We start from the raw sequence: 22,475 nt of genomic DNA, 5'->3' as shown, positions 1-22,475 counted from the left end.
TGGGGCTGGCGCTTATTTAGCGATCAATCGCGCGGCCGCCATCCGGACGCAAGTCTCGAACGCGGCCAGATCGTGCCAGACGTCGATCGGCATCGTGGCCGGCGTCACCAGCGGGCAGCCGTGCAGCTCCAGCGCATGGATCATCATGAGGTTGTCGACGAGGCCGAAATCCTCGACCGTCAGCCCCTGGGCATCGACCAGCCGCCCGTCCTCGGAGGTGAGCTCCATGAAGCGACCGACACGGTCGGCATAGGCGGCGCCATCGTTGGAATAGGCGAGACAAAACTTGCGGCGGCCGGCCATGTAGCCGAGCTCATAGACGGTGCCGGGATCGGCGCCGGCGCCGCGGAACGGGGTGAGATTGGCGATGATGGCATCGGCCGCATCCATCATCGCCTCGTTGCCGCAGAAGATCTGCCGCGAGGCGTCGGGCGCGGTGAGGTCGATCGCGTTGTCGAGCGGATAGAGGCCGGTGAGCCCGTGCGCCGCGCAGATCGCAGCCTTGCGCCGGCCGATCTCGACCGCATCCGGCAGGAACACGTCGGGACCTGCCAGATAGATTTTCATGTGAGTGTATCGCTTCGCCGAAGGCCGAAGCTCGCCCTTAGGCGAGCTTGACCGTCTCGGCCTTCACGTCCTTGCCGAGCGCTTCGAACACCTTGGCGACGATGCCCTTGGCGTCGAGACCGGCGCGGCCGTACATCGCGGCGGGCGTGTCGTGATCCTGGAACACGTCGGGCAGCACCATCGAGCGGAACTTGACCAGGCCGGTGTCGAGCACGCCCTGATCGGTCAGGAACTGCGCCACATGCGAGCCGAAGCCGCCAACCGAGCCTTCCTCGATCGTGATCAGGATCTCGTGGTCGCGGGCGAGCTTCAGCACCAGCTCGGTGTCGAGCGGCTTCATGAAGCGCGCATCCGCGATCGTGGTCGACAGGCCGTGCGCGGCGAGTTCGTCGGCCGCCTTCTCGCATTCGGCGAGGCGGGTGCCGAACGAGAGCAGGGCGATCTTGTTGCCCTGGCGGATTGTACGGCCCTTGCCGATCTCGAGCGGAATGCCGACTTCGGGCATCTCGATGCCGCGGCCTTCGCCGCGCGGATAGCGCAGCGAGCTCGGGCGGTCGTCGATCGCGACCTGGGTCGCCACCATGTGCACCAGCTCGGCCTCGTCTGCCGCCGCCATGATCACCATGTTGGGCAGGCAGCCGAGATAGGCGTTGTCGAACGAGCCGGCATGCGTCGCGCCGTCGGCGCCGACGAGGCCGGCGCGGTCGATGGCGAAGCGGACGGGCAGGTTCTGGATCGCGACGTCATGCACGATCTGGTCGTAGCCGCGCTGCAGGAAGGTCGAGTAGATCGCGCAGAACGGCTTGTAGCCTTCGCTGGCGAGGCCGGCGGCGAAGGTCACCGCGTGCTGCTCGGCGATGCCGACGTCGAAGGTACGGTCCGGGAACGCCTTGTTGAAGATGTCGACGCCGGTGCCGGACGGCATCGCCGCGGTGATGGCAACGATCTTGTCGTCCTTCTGCGCTTCCTTGACGAGGCTCGCGCCGAACACGTTCTGGTAGGCCGGCGCATTCGGCTTGGCCTTGGCCTGCGTGCCGGTGGCGACGTCGAACTTGACGACGGCATGGTACTTGTCGGCGGAAGCTTCCGCCGGGCCGTAGCCCTTGCCCTTCTGGGTCACGACGTGGACCAGGATCGGGCCTTCCTCCATGTCGCGCACGTTCTTCAGCACGGGCAGGAGATGGTCGAGATTGTGGCCGTCGATCGGACCGACGTAATAGAAGCCGAGCTCCTCGAACAGCGTGCCGCCGTCCATCATGAAGCCGCGCGAATATTCCTCGACGCGGTTGGCGCGGTTGGCGATGATCTTGGGCAGGCGCTTGTTGATCTGCTTGGCCGCATCGCGCAGCGTGCGATAGGTCTTGCCCGAGTAGAGGCGCGACAGATAGGCGCTCATGGCGCCGACCGGCGGCGCGATCGACATGTCGTTGTCGTTGAGGATGACGATCAGGCGTGAGTTCATCGCACCGGCATTGTTCATGGCCTCATAGGCCATGCCCGCCGACATCGCACCGTCACCGATCACGGCGATAACGTTGTTCTTGCCGCCGGAGAGGTCGCGCGCCACGGCCATGCCGAGGCCGGCGGAGATCGAGGTCGAGGAATGGGCCGCGCCGAACGGATCGTAGTCGCTCTCGCTGCGCTTGGTGAAACCGGACAGGCCGCCGCCGGTGCGCAGGGTGCGAATCCGGTCGCGCCGGCCGGTGAGGATCTTGTGCGGATAGGCCTGGTGGCCGACGTCCCAGATCAGGCGGTCGCGCGGCGTATCGAAGACGTAATGGATCGCGGTGGTGAGCTCGACCACGCCGAGGCCCGCGCCGAAGTGACCGCCGGTCACCGAGACGGCGTCGATGGTCTCCTGCCGCAGCTCGTCGGCGACCTGGCGAACTTGCTCGATCTTGAGCTTGCGCAGGTCTTCCGGTGTCCGGATGGTGTCGAGAAGCGGCGTCTTACTGTATGCGTTCACGGCGATTTCCAATTTGTCAGCGCCGGAAGATCGTTCCGGTGCGCGATGGGTTTGCACAATATCGGCGCAGCGCGAGTCCTTAAACCGTCGGAGCCACCTGCATGGGGCAAGGCCCCGTCTTCAAGCTTAGGTGAGCTTAGGTACGCTCCGGTTCAGTCTCTGTGATCCCTGTCACTTAGATCGGCTTCGTCCGTCCCAGCCAATTTCATTAGCAGTTTGAAGCGCTTGTCGTTGGTAATCGGTGCCCACGCAAGGCTTACAAAAAGCCACACTCCGCGCAGCTTTACACCAAAGCTTGGGCCAAAGCCAACCCGCTGGGCCGATTACGGGCATGCACGTGCAACCCCCGGGCCAGAGTGGTTAACCGTGGCGCCGGCGGCGGGTTCCAAACTTGCCCGGTTCCGCGGCAGTATTTTTGAGCGGAAGCGAGGGCTTTTGGGCGGATTTTGAGGGGCTGGGTGCCCCTCGGCAGGGAGTTCCCTGATCCTTGTCCCGGGTCGGCCCGCCGCGTGAGGGAATCAGCGGCGTGCGATCATGAAATAATGCAGGCGTCAGATGCCCAAAACTGGGCCTGACCGCGGCCTTACTGGACGTCGAGCGGTGCGGTTCCTGTGGGCTGGCCACTGGCATCGGTGGTGATCTTGTCGACGCGGGCCTCGGCCTGGCGCAACAGTTCCTCGCAGCGGCGCTTCAGCGCCTCGCCGCGCTCGTAGATCGTCACGGATTCCTCGAGCGGCACCTTGCCGTCCTCGAGCCGCTTCACGATCGTTTCGAGTTCCTCGATCGCGCGCTCGAAGGTGAGCCTGGAGACGTCGATTTGGGTATTTTCAGCCATATCCGTTTCCGATTGCCCGATTCGCTTTCCCTGGAGTGAAGGCGGGTTTTGCGGGCTTAATGTGGCGGGTGCTTTCAAGCGCCCATCAGGGCGCCGACATGCGCCGTAACAGATTCTTTCAGTCCTTGCAGGTCATAGCCGCCCTCGAGCACCGAGACAACGCGGCCCCCGGCGGACTTGTCGGCGAGGTCCATCAGCTTGCGCGTGACCCAGGTGTAGTCCTCCGCGCGCAGGTTCAGCGAGGCCAGCGGATCGCGGTAATGCGCATCGAAGCCCGCCGAGATGATGAGCAGCTCGGGGCTGAATTTTTCGAGCTGCGGCAAAATCAAATTCTCGAACGCGGAGCGGAATTCGGGGCCGCCGTCTTCCGACGCCAGCGGCGCGTTGACGATGGTGTCGTGGTCGCCGCGCTCGCTCTTCGCGCCGGTGCCCGGAAACAGCGGCATCTGGTGCGTCGAGCAGTACATCACGGTCGGGTCCGACCAGAAGATGTCCTGCGTGCCGTTGCCGTGATGCACGTCGAAATCGACGATGGCCGCGCGCTTGATGCCGTATTTGCGCTGCGCATGGCGCGCGGCGATCGCGACATTGTCGAAGAAGCAGAAGCCCATCGGCTTGCCGATCTCGGCGTGATGGCCGGGCGGGCGCACTGCGACGAAAGCATTGCGGTGCTCGCCATTCATAACTGCTTCGGTCGCCGCCACCGCGCCGCCGACGCCGCGCATCACCGCTTCCCACGTGCCAGGGGACATCGAGGTGTCGCCGTCGATATAGACCTGACCGCTGGTCGGCGCGATGTGGCGCAGCTCGGTGACGTAATGCTCGTTGTGGCAGAGCGTGACGAGGTCGAGATCGCCCTCCGGCGCCTGGTCGCGAACGAGAAACTGGAATCGCTCGTGCGACAGCGCTTCCTCCACCGCGCGCAGCCGGTCGGGCCGTTCTGGGTGTCCCGGCGGCGTGACGTGGTCGAGGCAGGCCTTGTGGGAAAGAAGAAGCGTGCTCATCAGGTCGGCCTCATGGGATGCGGGCTCTTGACGTCGCTTGACGCATCCGGCGCCAAAACGCAATGCCAAACCCAATCTATGCGCCTGGACGGGAATGGCAAAGGGTTGTCCCGTTCCGGCCCGTTTGATCCGGATCAATTCACGCGCAGGATCCGAGTCGGAGGCAGCGGGCCGATCGGCCCGTGCGCGCGGAAAAAGGCGAACAGCGCGTCCGCGTCGTAGCCGCCATATTGCGGCGCCGAGCCCTGCTTGGCGACCGTGAAGCCGTCGCCGCCGACGGCGAGGTAATCGTTGAGGGTGACGCGGTAGCCGCTGGCCTGCTCGATCGGCCTGCCGTTGAGCGTCATCTTCTCCGCCATCACGCGCTCGCCGAACGGCTTCGAGCCGTCCCAGGTGTAACTGAACCCGTTCGACACCTGCAGGATCCGCGGCCGCTTCGGGTCGAGCCATTGCTGTTCCAGCATGTCCTTGAGCTGGCTTCCGGTCAGCGTCATCGTGACGAGGCGGTTGCGAAAGGGCTGGCTGGCGAAGACATCGCCGAACGATATGGCGCCGTTCTCCTTCGGGACGATATCGGTGCGGATGCCGCCGGGGTTGGTGAGCGCGATGACAGCGCCGCCATCCTGGGCCGCCTTGGTCGCTGCGAGCTGCGCATCCGCGATGACGTCGCCGAGCGCGCTTTCGCCGGCCTCGTTCGGAACGCGCGACAGCGTCTGCGTCACCGATCCGGCTGGCCGGTTGGCGATCGGCGCCGAAAGCTTGTCATAGGCATCGATCAATGCGGTCTGTTCGGGGTCCTTCGCGAGCGAGGCGTTGGCGACGATGACGTTCTCGGCCCTGGCGCTGACGATGTCGCGCGTTGTCGGATCGAGCTTGAGGTCGATCGCCGTGACCAGCGTGCCGTATTTGTCGCCGCTGGTGACGAGCCGTCCGTCGATATCGCAGACATAGGCGCGGTGGGTGTGGCCGCTGACGACGAGGTCGACGGCGCGATCGAATTTCTTCACGATATCGACGATGGGGCCCGTAATCGCAGGGCATTCGTTGTAGTCGCCGGAGGGCTCGCCGCCCTGGTGGATCAGCACCACGATCGCCTCGACGCCGCGCGCCTTCAGCTGCGGCACCAGCGCATTCACCGTCTCGGCCTCGTCGCGGAATTCGAGTCCGGCAATGCCTGACGGCGAGACGATGCCCGCCGTCTCCTTCAGCGTCAGTCCGATGAAGGCGACGGGAATTCCGTCGAACTCCCTGATCTCGTAGGGCGGCAGCACGCTCTTGCCGGTCGCGGTCTCGATCGTGGAGGCCGCAAGATAGTGGAATTTGGCGCCGGTGAAGGGATGCGGTCCCTGGCAGCCGTCGAGCGGATGGCAGCCGCCGTTCTGCATCCTGAGGAGCTCGGTCTTGCCCTCGTCGAATTCGTGATTGCCGACCGAGGTGATCGCAAGCCCCATCATCGAGAGCGACTCGATCGAAGGCTCGTCGTGGAACATCGCCGACAGGAACGGGCTCGCTCCGATCAAATCACCGGCGGCGACAAAGATCGTGTTCTTGTGCCCTTCGCGCAATTGCTTGACCAGCGTCGCCATGTACTCGGCGCCGCCGGCCGCGACCATCACCTTCCTGGTCTTGTCCTCGGGGTCATTGATACGGATGCCGCCCGGCGGCGGCCGCAGATTGCCGTGAAAATCGTTGATCGCGAGAATGCGCAGCTCGACGGGTGCGGCGGTCTGGGCGGAGGCGGGAAGGGGGGCAAGCGCGAGGACAAGCGCAGCAAGGATGGATCCGTATCGCATGGAACCAAGATTAGTCGTTTCGCGCGAAGATTTCACGAAACCTTTTGTTGAGTTGCGGCGGACGCCGCATGCTCCCACCCGCCCCTTGAGGGGGCGGGTGACAACCGAGCGCTCGCCTCTACCGCTTCTTCCGGTTCGCAAACGCGTTGAACGCAGCCACCGCGTCGTCCGATTTCAGCCGCTCGCCGAACAGATGCGCCTCCTGGTCGATGCGGCGGGTCAATTCCTCCGGCGGGGTGCGCAGCAGTTTGCGCGAGGTCGCGACCGCCTCGGCCGGAAGCCGGCAGATCTCGCGTGCCACCTTGCGTGCCTCGACTTCGGTATGTCCCGGCGAGACCACGCTGTTGACGAAGCCGGCGGCTTCGGCTTGCGCCGCGGTGAAGGTCCGCCCCATCACCAGCATCGCGAAGGCACGCTGGTACCCCATCGTGTTCGGCATCAGGAGGCTGGCCGCGCCGACCGGTACCAGCCCGAGATGGATGTAGGGCGCCGAGAACGTCGCAGCTGTCGAGGCGAGCACGTAGTCGCAATGAAACAGCATCACCGTGCCCATGCCGATCGAGGCGCCATCCACTGCTGCGATGATCGGCTTGACGTTGAGGGCGAGCGAATAGAGAAACTTGGCGCCGTTCGACAGCGTCTCCGGGCGCGCGGTGTCGGCGTGGAGAAAATCGTCGATGTCGTCGCCGGCGGTGAACACGCCGGAGCCGCCGGTGATGATCATGCAGCGAATGTCGGGATTGTTCTGCGCGGTATCGATCGCGTGGCTCATCTCCCGGTACATGTCCTGGGTGATCGCGTTCTTCTTGCCCGGACGCCGCAAGGTGATCACGCGCGTCCCCCGCTCTTCGGTGACCACGATATTGCCATTCGGCATGAGAGCCCCCCTGCGCCGTCGCGACGTTTGCCGCCCGCGAGTCTCGCAAACCTCAGCCTACATCATCTTGCTGGCGTGCCAATGCGCTCGCTCAACCTTTTCCAGCTTGAACCCCGCAAGCCCGCGCCCACTGCCGGTTGCATTGCCCATCACATGCTTTTGCGCGTCGCAACAAATGGCTACAATGTTTCATTTGAAAAACCGGTGGTTGTGGGGCACGATCTTGCCCAGTTCCATCTGGTCGGCCCGATTGATGGTTGCCGCAACAGGCGTTGACGAATCTTCGCTGTATTATCGCGGCTGGCGCGTCGTGCTGGCCTGCTTCCTGATGGCCTTCTTCATGTTCGGCTTCGGCCTCTACGGCCAGGGCGTCTATCTCGCCGAACTCCAGCGCGCCCATGGCTGGCCCGGCACGCTGGTCTCTGCGGCCAGCACGTTCTCGTTTCTTCTGACCTCCGTCCTCGTCATCTTCACCGACGATCTGCTCGACCGCATCGGGCTGCGCTCGCTGATCCTGTGCGGGCTTTCCGCACTGGGCGCTTCGACCGTGCTGCTGGCGCTGATGCAGACGCCCTGGCAGCTCTACCTCGCCTATGCGCTGATGTCGGTCGGCTGGACCGGCATGGGTACCGTGGTGATCGCGACCGTGCTGAATTCCTGGTTCGAGCGGCGCCGCGGCCTCGCGCTCAGCCTCGCCTTCAACGGCGCGACCTGCGGCGGCATCATCCTCGTTCCGCTGCTGCTGTCGCTGACCGGCAGCATCGGCTTCCGTTCGGCGATGCTCGCGGCAACGATCGTGATGGTGGTGCTGGTGCTGCCGGTGGTCATCGGCTTCATCGGCTGGCCCGGGGGGACGTCATTGGCATCGGGCGGACGACCGTCCGGTGCCGGCACAGCCGCAGTGCATTCGCGCAAGGCGCTGCTCGCCAACGCGGCGTTCTGGACCATGGTGCTGCCGATCGCGATCGCGCTGCTGGCGCAGATGGGGTTCATCATCCACCAGGTGACGTTCCTCGAACCGCTGATCGGTCGCGCCAACGCGGGCCTTGCTGTGACGATCATGGCCGCGATGGCGGTGGTCGGGCGCCTCTCGCTCGGCCTGTTCGTCGACCGGCTCGATCCGCGGCTTGCCTGCGCGGCGTCGATGACCAGCCAGGCGGCCGCGCTCTTCGTGCTGCTCCAGAGCACGAATCCGACTGTGCTGCTGGCGTGCTGCGCCGTCTACGGCTTCTCGATCGGCAACATGATCACGTTCCCGCCCCTGATCATCCAGCGCGAGCTCGGCTCTGCCGCCTTTGCCGCCGCGATGGGATTGGGCACCTCGATCAGCGGCGTCGTCAGCGCCTTCGGCCCGGGCATCGTCGGCCTCGTGCGCAGTTTCACGGGCAGCTACACGACGGCGTTCGCGATGTGCGTGCTGCTGGATCTCGTGGCGGCGGGAATCGTGCTGTGGCGGCCGGGAGGAAGGGCGAAGATCGTTCGTAGGGTGGATTAGCCCTGCAGATGCGCAAAGCGCATCTGCTCGGCGTAATCCACCTCTTCTGTTCACGCGGCGGCACAAGCGGTGGGTTACGCGAGCGGGCTGCGCTGCGCGCAGCCGCAGGCTAACCCACCCTACGCATCGATGCTCGCGGTCAGCAGCTTACCCCAACAACACCGCATCCGCCGCCGCGACCGAGTCCGCGCTCTCGGTCACGGTGCGCTCGAGAGCGCCGGCCTGGACTGTGATGTTCTCGGCGAAGAAACGCGCGAGCGAGACGTAGCGCGCGGCGTCCGTATTGCCGTCGGCCTTCGCGGCGAGCGCCTCGGAGGCCAGCATGCAGCCGCCGAGCGTCGCGCCGAACTGCTGCAAGTAAGGCGTCGCGCCGGCCAGCGCATCGTTCGGCGCCGACGTCACGCGCTCCAGCAGCCATTTGCTGGTGCGCGCCAAGGCCTCCAGCGCCTCGCGAAGCTTGACGCCGGTGGTGCCAAAAGCAGGATCGTTGGAGGCTTCGACCTGTTTGACGGTTGCCGAGAGCTCGTCGAGCAGTGCCCATACGGCAGCGCCGCCGTTCGCCGCGAGCTTTCGCGTGACGAGGTCGATGGCCTGGATGCCGTTGGTGCCCTCATAGATCGCGGTGATGCGCGCGTCGCGATAGTGCTGGGCGGCGCCGGTCTCCTCGATGAAGCCCATGCCGCCATGCACCTGCACGCCGAGATAGGCGACCTCGTTGCCGATATCGGTGGAATAGCCCTTCGCCATCGGCGTCAGCAGCGCCGCGCGTGCGGCGGCCTCAGTGCGCACCTTCGGATCCCTGGCGCGGACGGAGACGTCGAGCGCGACGGCGGTGGCGTAGCAGATGGTGCGCGCGGCGGCGGTCTGCGCCCGCATCCGCATCAGCATGCGCTTGACGTCGGGATGCACGAAGATCGCGTCCGAGCCTTCGCCCTTCTTGCCGATGGCGCGGCCCTGCTTGCGCTCCTGCGCATAGGCGAGAGCCTGCTGATAGGCGCGGTCGGCGACGCCGACGCCCTCGAGGCCGACGCCGAGCCGCGCCTGGTTCATCATCGTGAACATGCAGCGCATGCCCTGGTTCTCTTCGCCGATCAGGAAACCGATCGCGCCGCCATGATCGCCCATGGTCATGGTGCAGGTCGGCGAGGCATGCATGCCGAGCTTGTGCTCGACGCCGCTGGCAAAGATGTCGTTGCGCGCGCCCAGCGAGCCGTCGGCATTGACCATGAATTTCGGCACGAGGAAGAGCGAGATCCCCTTGGTGCCGGCGGGCGCGTCGGGCAGGCGCGCCAGCACGAAATGCACGATGTTGTCGGTCATGTCGTGCTCGCCATAGGTGATGAAGATCTTCGTCCCCTTGATGCGATAGGTGCCGTCGGCCTGCTTTTCGGCGCGGGTGCGCAGCGCGCCGACATCGGAGCCGGCCTGCGGCTCGGTCAGCTGCATGGTGCCGGTCCATGCGCCGGTGACGAGCTTTTCGAGATAGATCGTCTTCAGCTCGTCGCTGCCATGCGCGTCCAGCGCCTCGATCGCCGAGGCCGTCAGCAGCGGACAGAGGCCGAAGGCGACATTGGCCGCGCTCCAGATCTCGGTGCAGGCGGCGTTGATCGCCATCGGCAGGCCCTGGCCGCCGAAATCCTCAGGCCCCGACACCGCGTTCCAGCCGCCCTCGGTCCAGCGCTTGTAGGCATCGGGCCAGCCCGGTGCAGTCGTGACCTTGCCGTCGTCCAGCTTGATGCCGTGCTCGTCGCCGACCTTGTTGAGCGGCGCCAGCACGTCGGTTGCGAACTTGCCGGCTTCCTCCAGCACGGCCGCCGCAATGTCGGCGTCGAAATCGCCGTAATGGCCGGCGTCCACCGCCGCCTTCAGCCCGGCGCCATGGTTGAGCGACAGCAGCATGTCAGAGATCGGCGCGCGGTAGGTCATGGTTCACTCCCCGGGGACTGGTCTTGGCGCGGTATTCCCATGAAATGCCGGCGGTCTCAACTGCCCGGACGCCGGACAGCTCTGGCCCGGAACAGGGCCTCCACCCCGACCTATAATAGAGTGTGGTGCCGCCGATCCCCGGGGCTGTGGTATTTTGCCCCTCCAGGCGGTTGAAATGCCGTGCCGCACCCTATAGACCGACTGCGACCCGAGGGAATCTGCGGTAGCCGGTTCTTCCGCCGTCCCAAGGTCGCCTGTTGGGGCGTAGCCAAGCGGTAAGGCAGCGGATTTTGATTCCGCCATTCGGAGGTTCGATCCCTCCCGCCCCAGCCAGAGCCTAAGCCGCTGAGTTCGCTATATAAACAGCTCTAACGAGAAGACCTTGCCGAGCCCGGGTCGAAGCGAATGTCATAACGATGCAGCTTCGCATAGACGGTGCTCTTGGCAAGACCGAGCGCGGAGGCGGTGGCTGTCACGTTGCCGTTGCACGACCGCAGCGTACGCGAGATCAAGTCACGTTCCGAAGACTCGGCAAGCGACAGACCCGGATCGCGCTCGCCTGGCGTTTCTGATCCCCGGATGGTCTCGGGCAGGTCAGAAGGTTCGATCAGCTCGCCGTTGCCGGTCAGCATGACACTCTCGACCAGGTTGCGCAGCTCGCGGACGTTGCCGGGCCAGTCATGACGCTGCAGCCTCGCAATCGTCTCCGGCGCAAAACGGCGATCGGAAAGACCATAGCGCGCGCTTGCCTGGGCGACGAAATGATCGATCAGCAGCGGAATGTCCTCGCAGCGCTCGCGGAGCGGCGGGATGTCGACGGGGACGACGGCGAGCCGATAAAACAGGTCCTTGCGGAAGCGCTGGGCCTCCACCTCCGCCTGCAGATTACGGTTGGTCGCGACGACGAGGCGGAAGTCGACCTTGCGCACCGCGGTCTCGCCGATCCTGGAGATCTCACCGTTCTCGAGCGCGCGCAGCAACATGGGCTGGAGGTCGAGCGGCAATTCGCCGATCTCGTCCAGGAACAGCGTGCCGCGCCCGGCGGCTTCGATCTTTCCGGCCATGCCTCCGCGCCTCGCGCCGGTGAACGCGCCGTCGACATAGCCGAACAGTTCGCTGGCGAGCAGCTCGCGCGAGGCGCAGCCGCAATTGACGGCGATGAACGGGCCGTTACGGCGCGGTGAAGCCGCATGGATTCCGTGCGCGAACACCTCCTTGCCGACGCCGGTCTCGCCAAGCAGCAGGACCGGAGCGGCGGACTTGCCGACGCGGCGGCACTTCTCGACCACACTGTGCATCTTCGGGCTGCTGTAGACGGTGTCGGCAAAGGCTTCGCCGCGCGCAGATGACACGAGCTTGCCAGATGTCGCCGGCTTCGGCGCCACCATCACGGTGCCGAGGTGCTCGCCCTGGTGCACCACCGCCTTCAGCCATTCCTCCTTGATCCACGCCGGACGCGAGGTGCCACAGAGCTGATCATCGCGGCTGCCGAGCAGGGGAAATCCGGACTGGCCTCCCGGCGCGCCGAGATCGCGCATGATCTGCGACATCTCTCCGCTGGCCTTGAACGGACGTCCGGCGCTGTCGAACAGCACGGCGTGATGCCGATCCGAAGGCGGCAGCATCCAGAAGCACTGGTCGAGCAGCCGGTAGCGGGCGTCCAGCTCCATCTGCAGCAACTGAGCCTCGATGCGCGCCGCCGCCGAAATCGCCAGCGCGAGTGCCGGCCGCCCATAGGACGAAGACAATCCCGAGATATCGATCACGCCGATCACGGCGCCGTCGATGGGATCGCGGATGACAGAGGCCGAGCAAGTCCAGCGATGGATGCCGGAGCAGAAATGCTCCGTGGCATGCACCTGGATCGGCTGCCCTGTTTCGAGCGCGGTGCCGATCGCGTTGGTGCCGCAGGTCGTCTCGCTCCAGTTGCTGCCGGGCAGCAGATGCGTTTTTTCGACGGCATCGCGCAGCGCGAGCTTGGTGTCACCCTCGAGACGCAACACGACGCCGTCGACATCGGTCAGCACCATCACGGTGCCGGTTTCCAGCATGTAGTCGCGCGCCAGCGCCATCGTCGAAGCGCCGGCCTGGACAAGACGGCTGCGCTTGTCGAGCAGGCGCTGCAACCTGTCATCCCTGATCGGCATCGGAGCCTGGCCACGCCGATAGTCGACCGCCGATTGCTGGCAGCGCTGCCAGGAATCGGTGATCGCCGATCGCACGACCTGCTGACGCGCGCTGCTGCTTCCGGAGAGGAAGCGTTCCCAGCTCGTCAGAACGTCGCGTTCGATACCTGGAGTGGCGAAAGCATCCTCTGGCGTCTGCCCCAACACGTTCCCTCCTTTGACGCGCTGAGTGGTCCAAATCTGCCGGACCCCGAGCTTTATCTCCCGATTGTGAAGCCATCCATGGAAACACGCAACCGGGTACCCCGACCTCGGTGCTATCAGGCTCGCTTCCGACCGCACTGCAAAAGGGTGAGATCGGAGGCGAGTTAAAGGCCTCAAGCCGCAAAGAAATTTACGCCGCCTTGCGTTGGCTCAGGCTGTCGTAGAACGCGGTTTCGAAACGCATGTAGCCGGTGAACGAGGCCACGTCGGCAAAGGGCAGGATCTGGGTTGCCCAATAGCCGCCAAAACCGTTCTGACGGTCGATCCAGTAGAACAGGTTTGCCAGCCCCGCCCAGCCGAGCGCGCCGGCCGGCCGTCCGGTCGGCGCCTTCTCGTCATTGACCATGAAGGTGAACGCCCAGGATTTCGACAGGCCGGGGAAGAACTCCGCATCGTTCGAGAGCGACTTGATGACGCCCGGCAGCGCCGTCACCTTGAGATCGCCGAGTTGGTTCTTCTCGGCCATCGCGACCGTCTCCGGCTTCAAGACCCGGCCGTGCGGGCCGTTTCCGTCGTTCAGCCACATCCGAATGAAGCGCATGTAGTCGCCGACCGTGCTGTAAAGGCCGTGGCCTCCCATATGAACCTCGGGATTGGCAGGCAGTTCGAAGTCCATCGGGGTCAGCGAGCCGTCGGCGTTGCGCGCGTGCACGCCGGCAAGCTTGCTGCGCACCGCGTCGTTGATCTCGAACGTCGTGTTGGCCATGCCGAGCGGCTTGAAGATGCGATCAGTGAAGACCTCGCCAAGCCGCTTGCCGGTGATGCCCTCGACAACCTGGCCGACCCAATCGATGTTCGTTCCATACTCCCACTTCGAGCCGGGATCGAACAGCAGCGGGGTCATGATGGCGGCCTTGGACGAGGTGATCACGCTCGGCTGTCGGTGATCGGTCGCCAGGCGCAGATAGTTCTCGTTGAAGAAGTCGTAGCCGAACCCGCCGGTGTGCAGCAGCAGCATGCGCGTGGTCACGTCGCGCTTCGGGGCGCGAAGCCGGGGCTGCCCCTTGGCATCGAAGCCGTCGATCACCTGCAGCTTGCCGATGTCGGGTGCGTATTTCCTTGCGGGGGCGTCGAGGTCGAGCTTGCCTTCCTCGATCAGTTGCAGTGCGGCCGTGCCGGTGATCGCCTTGGTCGTCGAGAAGATGGCAAAGCTGGAGTCGGTTGTCATCGGTGCCGACTGATCGGTGCGCCGCTTGCCGAGGGCGCCCTCGTAGATGTTGCCGGTGCGATCGGTCACCATCGCCACCACGCCCGGGACGCCCTGGCCGGTCGTGACGGTCTCATGGAGAATGGCGTCGGCTGATGCCTTGAAGTCCTTGGTCATGTGTTCCTCCGAATTGTTGTGTGATGCGGGATGCAGGGCCGCGCGTAGCCAAAATGGTTGCGCGGCCCCGTGTGTCGTTACTGCTTGGCAAAGCCGGGATAGGCCGAGGCGGCGACCTCATCGCACTTCTGGCGATAGGTTCCGACGCCGCCGATATAGGAGAGCAGGCGGCGCGGCTTGCCGTCGACGTTGGAGCCCATGTACCAGGAGTGCGTCTTGGTCACGAGAGTGCTGTTCGCGACCTCGTCGTGATGCGCGACCCAGGCATCCTGCGTATCCTTGGTCGGCTCGATGACCTTCAGATGGTTCTTCCTGAGATAAGCGATGCAATCGCTGATCCACTCGACCTGCTGCTGCAGGCACGTCGTCATGTTGCAGAGCGCCGTCGACGGCGCCAGCGGCGCGCCTGTCGTGAACAGGTTCGGGTAGCCGTGGACCTGCAGCCCCATCGTGGTCCTGATGTCGCGGCTCCACTCGTCTTTGAGCGAACGTCCGTCGCGGCCACGGATGTCGATGCGGGTCAGCGCACCGGAGCCGGCATCGAAGCCGGTGGCCAGGATGATCACATCGAGCCCGTACGACGTTCCGTCGGTGAGCTCGATGCCCTGCGGCGTGATCCGCTTGATCGGGTTGTTCTTGACGCTGACCAGCTCGACATTCGCCTGGTGGAACGCCTCCAGGTAATTGGTCTCGAGCGGAACCCGATGCGTGCCGAAGCCGTAGTCGGCCGGGATCAGCGCCTCGCACAGCTTGGGGTCCCTCAGGCGCGCGCGCATCTTCTTGCGCACGAACTCTGAGATCTCTTCGCTGACCTCTTCCTCGAAGAACATCTCGACGAATGAGGCGAGCCACAGCCGCAGCGAGCCTTCATCCCAGATCTTTTCCAGAACTGCGTGACGCTGCTCCGGGCTGAGATCCTTCCAGCTGCCGTTGGTGAAGTCGTATTCGAAGCCGGTGAACGAATGGGGCAGGACCTTGCGGAATTCCTCGAACCGCGCCTTGTAGGCCTCGACCTCCTTCGGCCCGTATTTCGGGTTCTTCATCGGGATGATGTATTGCGGCGTGCGCACGAACACCTTCAGGCTGCCGACCTCGCTGGCGATGGTCTGGATGACCTGGATGCCGGTGGCGCCATTGCCGACCACGGCGACGCGCTTGCCGGCGAGGTCGAGCTTCTCCTTCGGATAGCGGCCGGTATGGACGAGCGTGCCCTTGAACGTCTCCTGTCCGGGAAAGACCGACGTCAGCGGCGCCGACAGCATGCCGGTGCAGGTGATCAGGAATTGGGTGTCGATGGTGTCACCCGTGTCGGTCGTGATGGTCCAGCGCTGCGTCGCCTCGTTGAAGACTGCGCTGGCAACCGTCGTTGAGAAGCGGATGTCCTTGCGCAGGTCGAGCTTGTCGGCGACGTAGTTGAGCCACTTCTCGATCTCCGGCTGGCCGGGGAAGCGCTCGCTCCAGCTCCAGCCCTTGTAGAGCTCCTCCGAGAACAGGTACTGGTAGATATAGGCCTCGGAGTCGAAGCGGGCGCCCGGATAGCGATTCCAGTACCAGGTGCCGCCGACGCCGGTGGCCGTATCGACGGCCTTGACCTTGAGGCCCAGTTCGTCGCGCAGCTTGTAGAGCTGGTAAAGGCCGGCCACCCCTGTGCCAATCACGACCGCGTCCAGGCTTTCGTGGTTGCGCGCGCCATTTGTCTTCTCACTCATGCATTCCCTCCCATGTCAGAACCTGTTCTCCTCCCCACCGCGAGGCGCGAGAGATGGAAGCTGGGGAACGCAGATTGCGTGCCAGATCGGGTTTCTGGCTTAAGCGCTTGCAGTGATTGAGTTGGTAGTCGCGATATCTGTGCCGCATCCGTTCGAAATTCGAACGGGATGAGCTTGGCTGGACCGGATTTCGATCGGCTGTTCTTGCCCGCGCAGATTTTCGTTGAGGGCCGCCATGGTCACCAATACCATGGCAAAGCACTGATCAATCGCATTCAACCGTGGTCGGGATGACAGCTGGTTCAAAGAGAGCGCGTGGAGGCAGCGGTCGGGTCAAGCTCGAGGAGGTCGCCCGCAAGGCCAATGTCTCGACCGCGACCGTCTCGCGCGCGTTCAACGAGCCCGACAAGGTCTCCGAAGAAGTCAGGCAGCGGGTCAAGGAGGCCGCACGCGCGCTGAACTGGATTCCGAATGCTGCCGGACGGGCGCTCGCCTCGCGCAGGACGCATATCGCCGGGGCCATCATACCGACGCTCGACAACGAAATCTTTGCCCATCAGATCGGCGGCATGCAGAGCGTCTTCAGCGAACGCGGCTTCACGCTGTTCCTGGGCTGCTCGAACTATGATCCGGACGAAGGTTTGAAGCAGGCCGAAGCCATGCTTGCGCGCGGCGTGGAAGCGCTTGCCGTGGTCGGCGAGAATCATCCCCCCGAGCTGTTCGACGCGCTCAACTCGCGCGGCATTCCTTACGTCGTGACATACTCCTACAACAAGCCGTCGCCGCACCCGTGCATCGGATTCGACAATCGCGCCGCCTTCAGTCGCATGACCGAGCATCTGCTGTCGCTCGGCCACCGCCGCTTTGCGGCGATCTTTCAGCCTGACACCAACAACGACCGCGTGAAGGCGAGGCTTCGCGGCATCAGCGAAGCGCTCGCCGCCGCCGGGCTGGAAATGGCCGCGCAGGATCTGATGATGGGGCCCTCGACGCTGGAGTTCGGCGCGGCAAGTTTTGCGAAATTGATGACGCAGGCGGTGCGGTCCCGGCCGACGGCGATCGTTTGCGGCAATGACAATCTGGCACTCGGTGCGCTGATGGCCGCGCGGGAATGCGGCCTGGAAGCGCCCAGGGATTTCTCGATTACCGGCTTCGACGATCTTGCGATTTCATCGCGCTTTTCTCCCGGGCTCACGACGATGAAGGTCGACAATCAGCAGATCGGCGTGCTCGCGGCCAACGAGCTCCTCGCCGTCATCGCAGGCCGGCAGGGCCGGGCGCAATCCCGGGAAGTCATGCCTGTTCTGAAAATCCGCGAAAGCGCCGGCGAGGCCAGGGGCCGCTGATCCCGCAAAGATAACGGACGCCCGTTCAAGAGCGCGCAAGGTCCGCCCGCACGGGAGCCGCTTGACAGTAGTTATGTAAGCGCTTACATGGGCCCGTTTCAAGAGCCATGAAAGCAACCGGCGGGCTCATCGCCGGGATGGGACGGAGAGGAAACGACGATGCGGAATAGCCTTTTGCGGTGGGCCAGAAACTGTTCGATGGCGGTTTCTCTGCTCTTGCCGGTGATGGGAACGGCGAGCTCCGCGGCCGCCGAGGAGAAGCTCGTCGTCTGGTGGAACAAGGGCTACTACAAGGCCGAGGAAGACGCGCTGCTTGACGTCATCAAGAAGTTCGAGGCCAAGACCGGGGTCAAGGTCGAGCTGTCGCAATATGCGACGCAGGACATGATGCCGAAGCTGGTGGCTGCGCTCGATGCCGGCAGTCCGCCCGACGTCACCTATGCGGACACCTATCATTTCCAGGGCGCCGGCAAGTGGGCGTCCGAAGGCAAGCTGGTCGATCTCGGCTCGGTCCTCGCGCCGATCAAGGGCGAGTTCTCCCCGCAGTCGCTCGAAACGGTCATGCTGTACAACGACAAGACCAAGGCGAAGGCCTATTACGCCTTCCCGCTAAAGCAGGCGACGCTGCATCTGCACTATTGGAAGGACATGCTCGAGGAGGGAGGTCTCAAGGAGACCGACATCCCGAAGGACTGGAAGGGCTTCTGGTCGTTCTGGTGCGACAAGGCGCAGCCGGCGGTGCGCAAGGCATCCGGCAAGCGCATCTACGGCATCGGCCATCCCATGGGCGTCGACGCCACCGACAGCTTCATCTCGTTCCTGGTGTTCATGGACGCCTACAACGTCGTGCTCGTTGACGACAACGGCAAGCTCCTGGTCGACGATCCCAAGGTGAAGGCGGGTCTCGTCGCCGCCATGAAGGACTACGTCGAGATCGCCGCGAAAGGCTGCACGCCGCAGTCGGCGACGAGCTGGAAGGACCCCGACAACAACGTCGCCTTCCACAACAAGACGACGATCATGACGCACAATTCGACGGTCTCGCTCCCCGGCAAATGGCTGGACGATTCCAGCAACGAGACGCTCACCGTCGAACAGCGCGACGAGGCGAAGAAGAACTATTACGAGCGCATCCGCACCATGGTCTGGCCTAACAAGCCGGATGGCACGCCGGTCCACACTCGCGGGTCCGTGGTGGTCGGCCTGATCTTCGAGCAGGCCAAGAACAAGGATCGCGCCAAGGAGTTCGTCTCGTTCCTGCTGCGCGATGAAAATCTCCAGCCCTATATCGAAGGCGCGCTCGGCCGCTGGTTCCCAGTCAAGACCGCGGCACAGAAATCCGCCTTCTGGGACGGCGACGTTCATCGCCGCGCCGTGCGCGACCAGTTCTTCGCCGGCGTCGGCGGCTACGAGATGAGCAAGAACTACAAGTTCACCACTCTCAACAGCGAGAACGTCTGGATGAAGGCCGTGAACGCCATCGTCACCAACAAGGTGCCGGTCGAAAAGGCCGTCGACGACATGATCGTGCGCATCAAGGAAGTGGCCGGCAACTGATCGCCACTCGCGACTGTTACGCTCACGCGTCGCAAGGCGCGTGAGCGGTTCGAGATCACCGTGTTTGAGATCACCGTACCTGCAGGCGAAGCTACGTGGAGATCGTGCATGTCTCTGATCACCGTCTTCGGCTCCATCAACGTCGACCTCGTCGCGGGTGTCGACGCAATTGCCAGGCCCGGCGAGACAGTGCTCGCGACCGGCTACGTGACGCTCTGCGGCGGGAAGGGCGCCAACCAGGCGGTCGCCGCCGCGCGCGTGTCGCCGCAGGGGCGGGTGGCCATGGTCGGCCGGATCGGACGTGATGGGTTCGGCCGGCTCTGCGTGGACAACCTCGCGGCCAACGGGGTCATCGTCGACCGCGTCGCGACAGGCACCGAGCCGACCGGATGTGCCTTCATCACCGTCAGTGCCGACGGCGAGAATGCCATTACGGTCGCGAGCGGTGCCAATGGATATCTCACGGCGGACGCGATACCGGCGGCCGAACTTTCCTCGACGACGACCCTCGTCCTTCAGATGGAGGTCCCGCTTCAGGCCTCGCTCAGCGCTGCGCGCGCCGTCCGCAAGGCGGGAGGTCGCGTGATCTGGAATCTCGCGCCCGTGCCGGAGCGGCTCAGCACGGACGATCTGCGTTCGCTTCTTGCCGTGACCAGCGTTCTCGTCGTGAACGAGCACGAGGCCCGTGTTGCTGCGCTGCGGCTCGGCTGGAGCGGCGAAAGTTTTGAGGAGGCCGCCGCCCTGCTCGCGACCACCGGCGGCGTGACCTGCATCGTGACCGCGGGACCGTTGGGTGCGCGCGCGTTTCATCGGGATGGCACGCGCCTCGCCGTTTCGGCCGAGCGGATCATCCCGATCGACACGACCGGGGCGGGCGACACGTTCGTCGGCATCCTGGCGGCAGGACTCGACGAGGGGCGTGGCTGGAATGAAGTGCTTGCCCGCGCGTGCCGCGGCGCCTCGCTGGCCTGCCTTGCACATGGCGCACAGCGCGGCATGCCCACTGCTGAGGCCCTCTCGTGAGGACCTGCGCGCGTATCCCTTTGCGACGGGCTCTCGCCTGTCGCCGATCTCAACGTTGTTGGAGCTGACTTGTGACTGCAACCATCAAAGGCATCATTCCGGTGATGCTGACGCCGTTCACCGAAGCGAACGCGATCGACTATGCGGGCCTGGAAAACCTCATCGAATGGTACATTGCCAATGGCGCCGATGCGCTGTTCGCCGTGGCCCAGTCGAGCGAGATGCAGTTCCTGAGCCTCGATGAGCGCATCGCGCTGGCGCGTTTCGTCGCCCGAACGGCAGCCGGCAGGGTGCCCGTCATTGCCTCGGGCCACGTCAGTGAATCGCGCGAGGATCAGGTGACCGAGCTGACCTCCATCGCCAAAACCGGCGTGGACGGACTGGTCCTGGTGACGAACCGGTTCGATCCGAAGGGGCAGGGCGGCGCCGTCTTCATGGACAATCTGCGCCATCTGCTCGGCGCGCTCCCCGCCGGCCTTCCTCTCGGCCTCTACGAATGCCCCGCGCCGTTCCGCCGGCTCCTGTCCGACGACGAACTGGCGTTCTGTGCCGAGAGCGGACGGTTCGCGATCCTCAAGGATGTGTCCTGCGACCTCGACACCGTGAAGCGCCGCGTGACGCTGACGAAAAACTCCTCGCTCGCGATCGTCAACGCCAATGCGGCGATCGCCTTTGACGCCATGAGAAGCGGATCCGCCGGCTTCACCGGCGTGTTCACGAACTTCCACCCCGATCTCTACAAATGGCTGTTGACCGACAGCTCGCGGCATCCGGCGCTGGCCGACGATCTCTCCGTCTACCTCGCGCTCGCGGCCATGGCCGAGCCGATGGGCTATCCCAAGCTCGCAAAACTGTACCATCAGAGGCTCGGCACGTTCGCATGCGCCCACAGCCGGGCCGTCGACTTCGACATCCGCGAGCGGTACTGGGCGCTCGACGCGCTGCTCGACAAGATCATGCAGGGGCAGGCGAGCTTCCGCGCGAGGATCGCGGCCGCGGGCTGATCAGAAACGATGTGATCGGTGGCTCGACCGTTTTGCCGCTTCGGCCGCTATGCGAAATCGGCGAGCTCGCCACTCAGGCCGGCCTTGCGTAAGCCGTCGAGGAAATGGTCGCGGTCGGTGGGATCTCTGTACCTGGCGGCGCGTATCCGGGCGAGTTCGAGCGTGTTGACCGGCAGCGCCTCGCCACGCTCGCTCAATTCCAGACCTCGCTCTCGAATGAATGCACGCACCTCGATGTCCGCCTCACTCAGTCGATCGGTTTGCGCGTAGCACGCCGCAAGCAGCGCGTGGGACCAGCGATCACTCGATCGCGCTTCCCTGAGCACCTTGATCGCCTGTTCGTAGTCGCGCGCCGAATAGAGCGCCAGCGCGTGATACCAATGGTAGATGTTGGGTGGAAACGGGTTGAGCTGCTTGGCCGATCTGATCCATGTGAGCGCTTCCCGCCAATGTCCCCAGTAGACCAGGATATTGGCAAACGCGGCGGCGACGTCGGCATCGTTCGGGTTGAGTGCCAGAGCCCGCTTGAAGTGAGTTTCGGCCTCCTGGTCACGGTTCTGCAGGAAAAGAAGCTGGGCGAAGACGCCGTGCGACCAGGCATCATTCTCATCGAGGTCGAGCGCGATCTCGACCGCGCGACGCGCGTCATCCAGCGAAGGCGCGGCGGGTGATTCCAGAAACGCGGCGCAGACGATCGTCCAGGCGATATTGGCGTGAGCGCGTGCATACGCTGGATCGAGCTCCACGGCTCTTGTGAAGCAACCCTTCGCCTCATCCATACTTGTTACGGTCAACTGACGCCATCGCTCGTTCCCCAACAAGACGAGATCGTAGGCCGTGATGTTCGAGGTCTGCTTGCCTCTTGCGATCTCGCGGCCCGCGTTCTCGACACGGCCGGGTAGCGCCGAGACGATCCTGCCGACGATCTCGTCCTGGATGGCGAATATGTCTTCGATCTCGCGGTCGTAGCGCTCCGTCCAAAGGGTGAAGCCGCTCACGGCATCCAGAAGCTGGACGGTCACCCGCACCCGTTTTTCGATCCGGCGTGCGCTCCCTTCCACCAGATATCGTACGCCGAGCTGGCGGCCGATCTCTCTGATGTCGGACGTCCTGGCGCGGTAGACGAAGCTGGAATGGCGGGCCACGACGAAGAGCGACCGGAAACGCGACAATTCCGTAATCACGTCTTCCGTGACTCCGTCGGAAAAGTAGTCCTGAGCCGGATCGCCGCTCAAGTTCGAAAACGGCAGCACGGCGATCGATGGCTTGTCGGAGGGAGTAGACGGGAGCAACGTTTGCCGGCTGCCATCGAACAGGGCTGCGGCTGGCGGGCCGACGTAACGGTAACCGCGGCGCGGCAGGGTCTCGATCCAACTGCTGCCGCCTTCGACGTCTGCAAACGTCCGGCGCAGTGCCGCTATCTGTACGGTCAGATTACTTTCCTCGACGGCGAGTCCCGGCCAGGCCGCTTCCATCAGCGCGTCCTTGGCGACCGGCTTTCCAGCCTGCTCCAGCAGCAGCCGAAGCAGTGCGATCGCGCGTCCGCCGAGAGCAACCGGCTCGGCGTCGCGAAACAGCGTGCCGGCGTCTGTCTCGAGACGAAAGGGACCAAACTCGTAGATCGTCGCCATGGCCTAGAGACACCATTTTTGGCGAAAT

17 protein-coding genes and 1 tRNA gene are annotated in these 22,475 nt (G+C 64.4%); 7 read left to right on the top strand and 11 right to left on the bottom strand.

Annotated elements, in window-relative coordinates:
* Positions 1 to 12: 12 nt before the first annotated feature.
* The 6 genes from XH79_RS13230 to XH79_RS13205 form a co-directional block, all read right to left on the bottom strand.
* Entirely contained in the window at positions 13 to 567 is a 555-nt protein-coding gene (locus XH79_RS13230; protein WP_212343366.1) for a nucleoside 2-deoxyribosyltransferase, read from the bottom strand.
* Between the two features lie 37 nt (positions 568 to 604).
* Positions 605 to 2,533, bottom strand: a complete 1,929-nt coding sequence (gene dxs, locus XH79_RS13225) for a 1-deoxy-D-xylulose-5-phosphate synthase (RefSeq protein ID WP_212343367.1) — start codon at positions 2,531 to 2,533, stop codon at positions 605 to 607.
* 583 nt (positions 2,534 to 3,116) lie between these two features.
* A complete protein-coding gene (locus XH79_RS13220) occupies positions 3,117 to 3,368 on the bottom strand; it encodes an exodeoxyribonuclease VII small subunit (RefSeq protein WP_018648646.1) in 252 nt (83 codons plus the stop codon).
* 74 nt (positions 3,369 to 3,442) lie between these two features.
* Positions 3,443 to 4,372, bottom strand: coding sequence for a histone deacetylase family protein (locus XH79_RS13215; RefSeq protein WP_212343368.1), 930 nt, complete (start codon positions 4,370 to 4,372; stop codon positions 3,443 to 3,445).
* A gap of 134 nt (positions 4,373 to 4,506) precedes the next feature.
* Positions 4,507 to 6,165, bottom strand: coding sequence for a bifunctional metallophosphatase/5'-nucleotidase (locus XH79_RS13210; RefSeq protein ID WP_271581959.1), 1,659 nt, complete (start codon positions 6,163 to 6,165; stop codon positions 4,507 to 4,509).
* Between the two features lie 118 nt (positions 6,166 to 6,283).
* On the bottom strand, positions 6,284 to 7,042 hold the full coding sequence (locus XH79_RS13205) for an enoyl-CoA hydratase-related protein (RefSeq protein ID WP_212343370.1): 759 nt from the start codon (positions 7,040 to 7,042) through the stop codon (positions 6,284 to 6,286).
* 81 nt (positions 7,043 to 7,123) lie between these two features.
* Between XH79_RS13205 and XH79_RS13200 the strand changes: the two genes are divergently transcribed.
* Both XH79_RS13200 and XH79_RS13195 read left to right on the top strand, forming a co-directional pair.
* Positions 7,124 to 7,318 (top strand): hypothetical protein, encoded by a 195-nt coding sequence (locus XH79_RS13200; RefSeq protein WP_271581958.1) that lies wholly within the window; start codon positions 7,124 to 7,126, stop codon positions 7,316 to 7,318.
* Entirely contained in the window at positions 7,296 to 8,537 is a 1,242-nt protein-coding gene (locus tag XH79_RS13195; RefSeq protein WP_212343372.1) for an MFS transporter, read from the top strand. Before XH79_RS13200 ends, XH79_RS13195 begins: the two co-directional genes overlap by 23 nt.
* 147 nt (positions 8,538 to 8,684) lie before the next feature.
* Here XH79_RS13195 and XH79_RS13190 read toward each other — a convergent pair whose 3' ends face one another.
* Entirely contained in the window at positions 8,685 to 10,463 is a 1,779-nt protein-coding gene (locus XH79_RS13190) for an acyl-CoA dehydrogenase (protein WP_271581957.1), read from the bottom strand.
* A gap of 258 nt (positions 10,464 to 10,721) precedes the next feature.
* On the opposite strand from XH79_RS13190, the gene XH79_RS13185 reads away from it, so the two are divergent.
* Positions 10,722 to 10,796 (top strand) — tRNA-Gln (locus XH79_RS13185).
* A 35-nt stretch (positions 10,797 to 10,831) separates the two neighbouring features.
* On the opposite strand, the gene XH79_RS13180 is transcribed toward XH79_RS13185, so the two are convergent.
* The 3 genes from XH79_RS13180 to XH79_RS13170 all read right to left on the bottom strand — a co-directional run bounded on the left by XH79_RS13180 (position 10,832) and on the right by XH79_RS13170 (position 15,886).
* A complete protein-coding gene (locus tag XH79_RS13180; RefSeq protein ID WP_271581956.1) occupies positions 10,832 to 12,796 on the bottom strand; it encodes a sigma-54-dependent Fis family transcriptional regulator in 1,965 nt (654 codons plus the stop codon).
* A 187-nt stretch (positions 12,797 to 12,983) separates the two neighbouring features.
* Positions 12,984 to 14,177: a serine hydrolase domain-containing protein gene (locus XH79_RS13175; RefSeq protein ID WP_271581955.1), complete on the bottom strand. Its 1,194-nt coding sequence runs from the start codon at positions 14,175 to 14,177 to the stop codon at positions 12,984 to 12,986.
* Positions 14,178 to 14,254: 77 nt separating this feature from the next.
* On the bottom strand, positions 14,255 to 15,886 hold the full coding sequence (locus XH79_RS13170) for a flavin-containing monooxygenase (protein ID WP_271581954.1): 1,632 nt from the start codon (positions 15,884 to 15,886) through the stop codon (positions 14,255 to 14,257).
* Between the two features lie 290 nt (positions 15,887 to 16,176).
* Between XH79_RS13170 and XH79_RS13165 the strand changes: the two genes are divergently transcribed.
* The 4 genes from XH79_RS13165 (at position 16,177) to XH79_RS13150 (ending at position 20,816) form a co-directional block, all read left to right on the top strand.
* Entirely contained in the window at positions 16,177 to 17,232 is a 1,056-nt protein-coding gene (locus tag XH79_RS13165) for a LacI family DNA-binding transcriptional regulator (RefSeq protein WP_271581953.1), read from the top strand.
* A 198-nt stretch (positions 17,233 to 17,430) separates the two neighbouring features.
* A complete protein-coding gene (locus XH79_RS13160) occupies positions 17,431 to 18,789 on the top strand; it encodes an ABC transporter substrate-binding protein (RefSeq protein ID WP_271581952.1) in 1,359 nt (452 codons plus the stop codon).
* Between the two features lie 108 nt (positions 18,790 to 18,897).
* Complete coding sequence (locus XH79_RS13155) at positions 18,898 to 19,812, top strand: ribokinase (RefSeq protein WP_333938871.1); 915 nt, start codon at positions 18,898 to 18,900, stop codon at positions 19,810 to 19,812.
* A 71-nt stretch (positions 19,813 to 19,883) separates the two neighbouring features.
* Complete coding sequence (locus tag XH79_RS13150; RefSeq protein ID WP_271581951.1) at positions 19,884 to 20,816, top strand: dihydrodipicolinate synthase family protein; 933 nt, start codon at positions 19,884 to 19,886, stop codon at positions 20,814 to 20,816.
* Between the two features lie 47 nt (positions 20,817 to 20,863).
* On the opposite strand, the gene XH79_RS13145 is transcribed toward XH79_RS13150, so the two are convergent.
* Positions 20,864 to 22,447: a winged helix-turn-helix domain-containing tetratricopeptide repeat protein gene (locus XH79_RS13145; RefSeq protein ID WP_271581950.1), complete on the bottom strand. Its 1,584-nt coding sequence runs from the start codon at positions 22,445 to 22,447 to the stop codon at positions 20,864 to 20,866.
* Positions 22,448 to 22,475: the final 28 nt, after the last annotated feature.

It is taken from the genome of Bradyrhizobium sp. CCBAU 45389, assembly GCF_028128625.1.
Taxonomy (GTDB): Bacteria; Pseudomonadota; Alphaproteobacteria; order Rhizobiales; family Xanthobacteraceae; genus Bradyrhizobium; species Bradyrhizobium liaoningense_B.
This window is presented reverse-complemented; position numbering and strand designations above follow the sequence as displayed.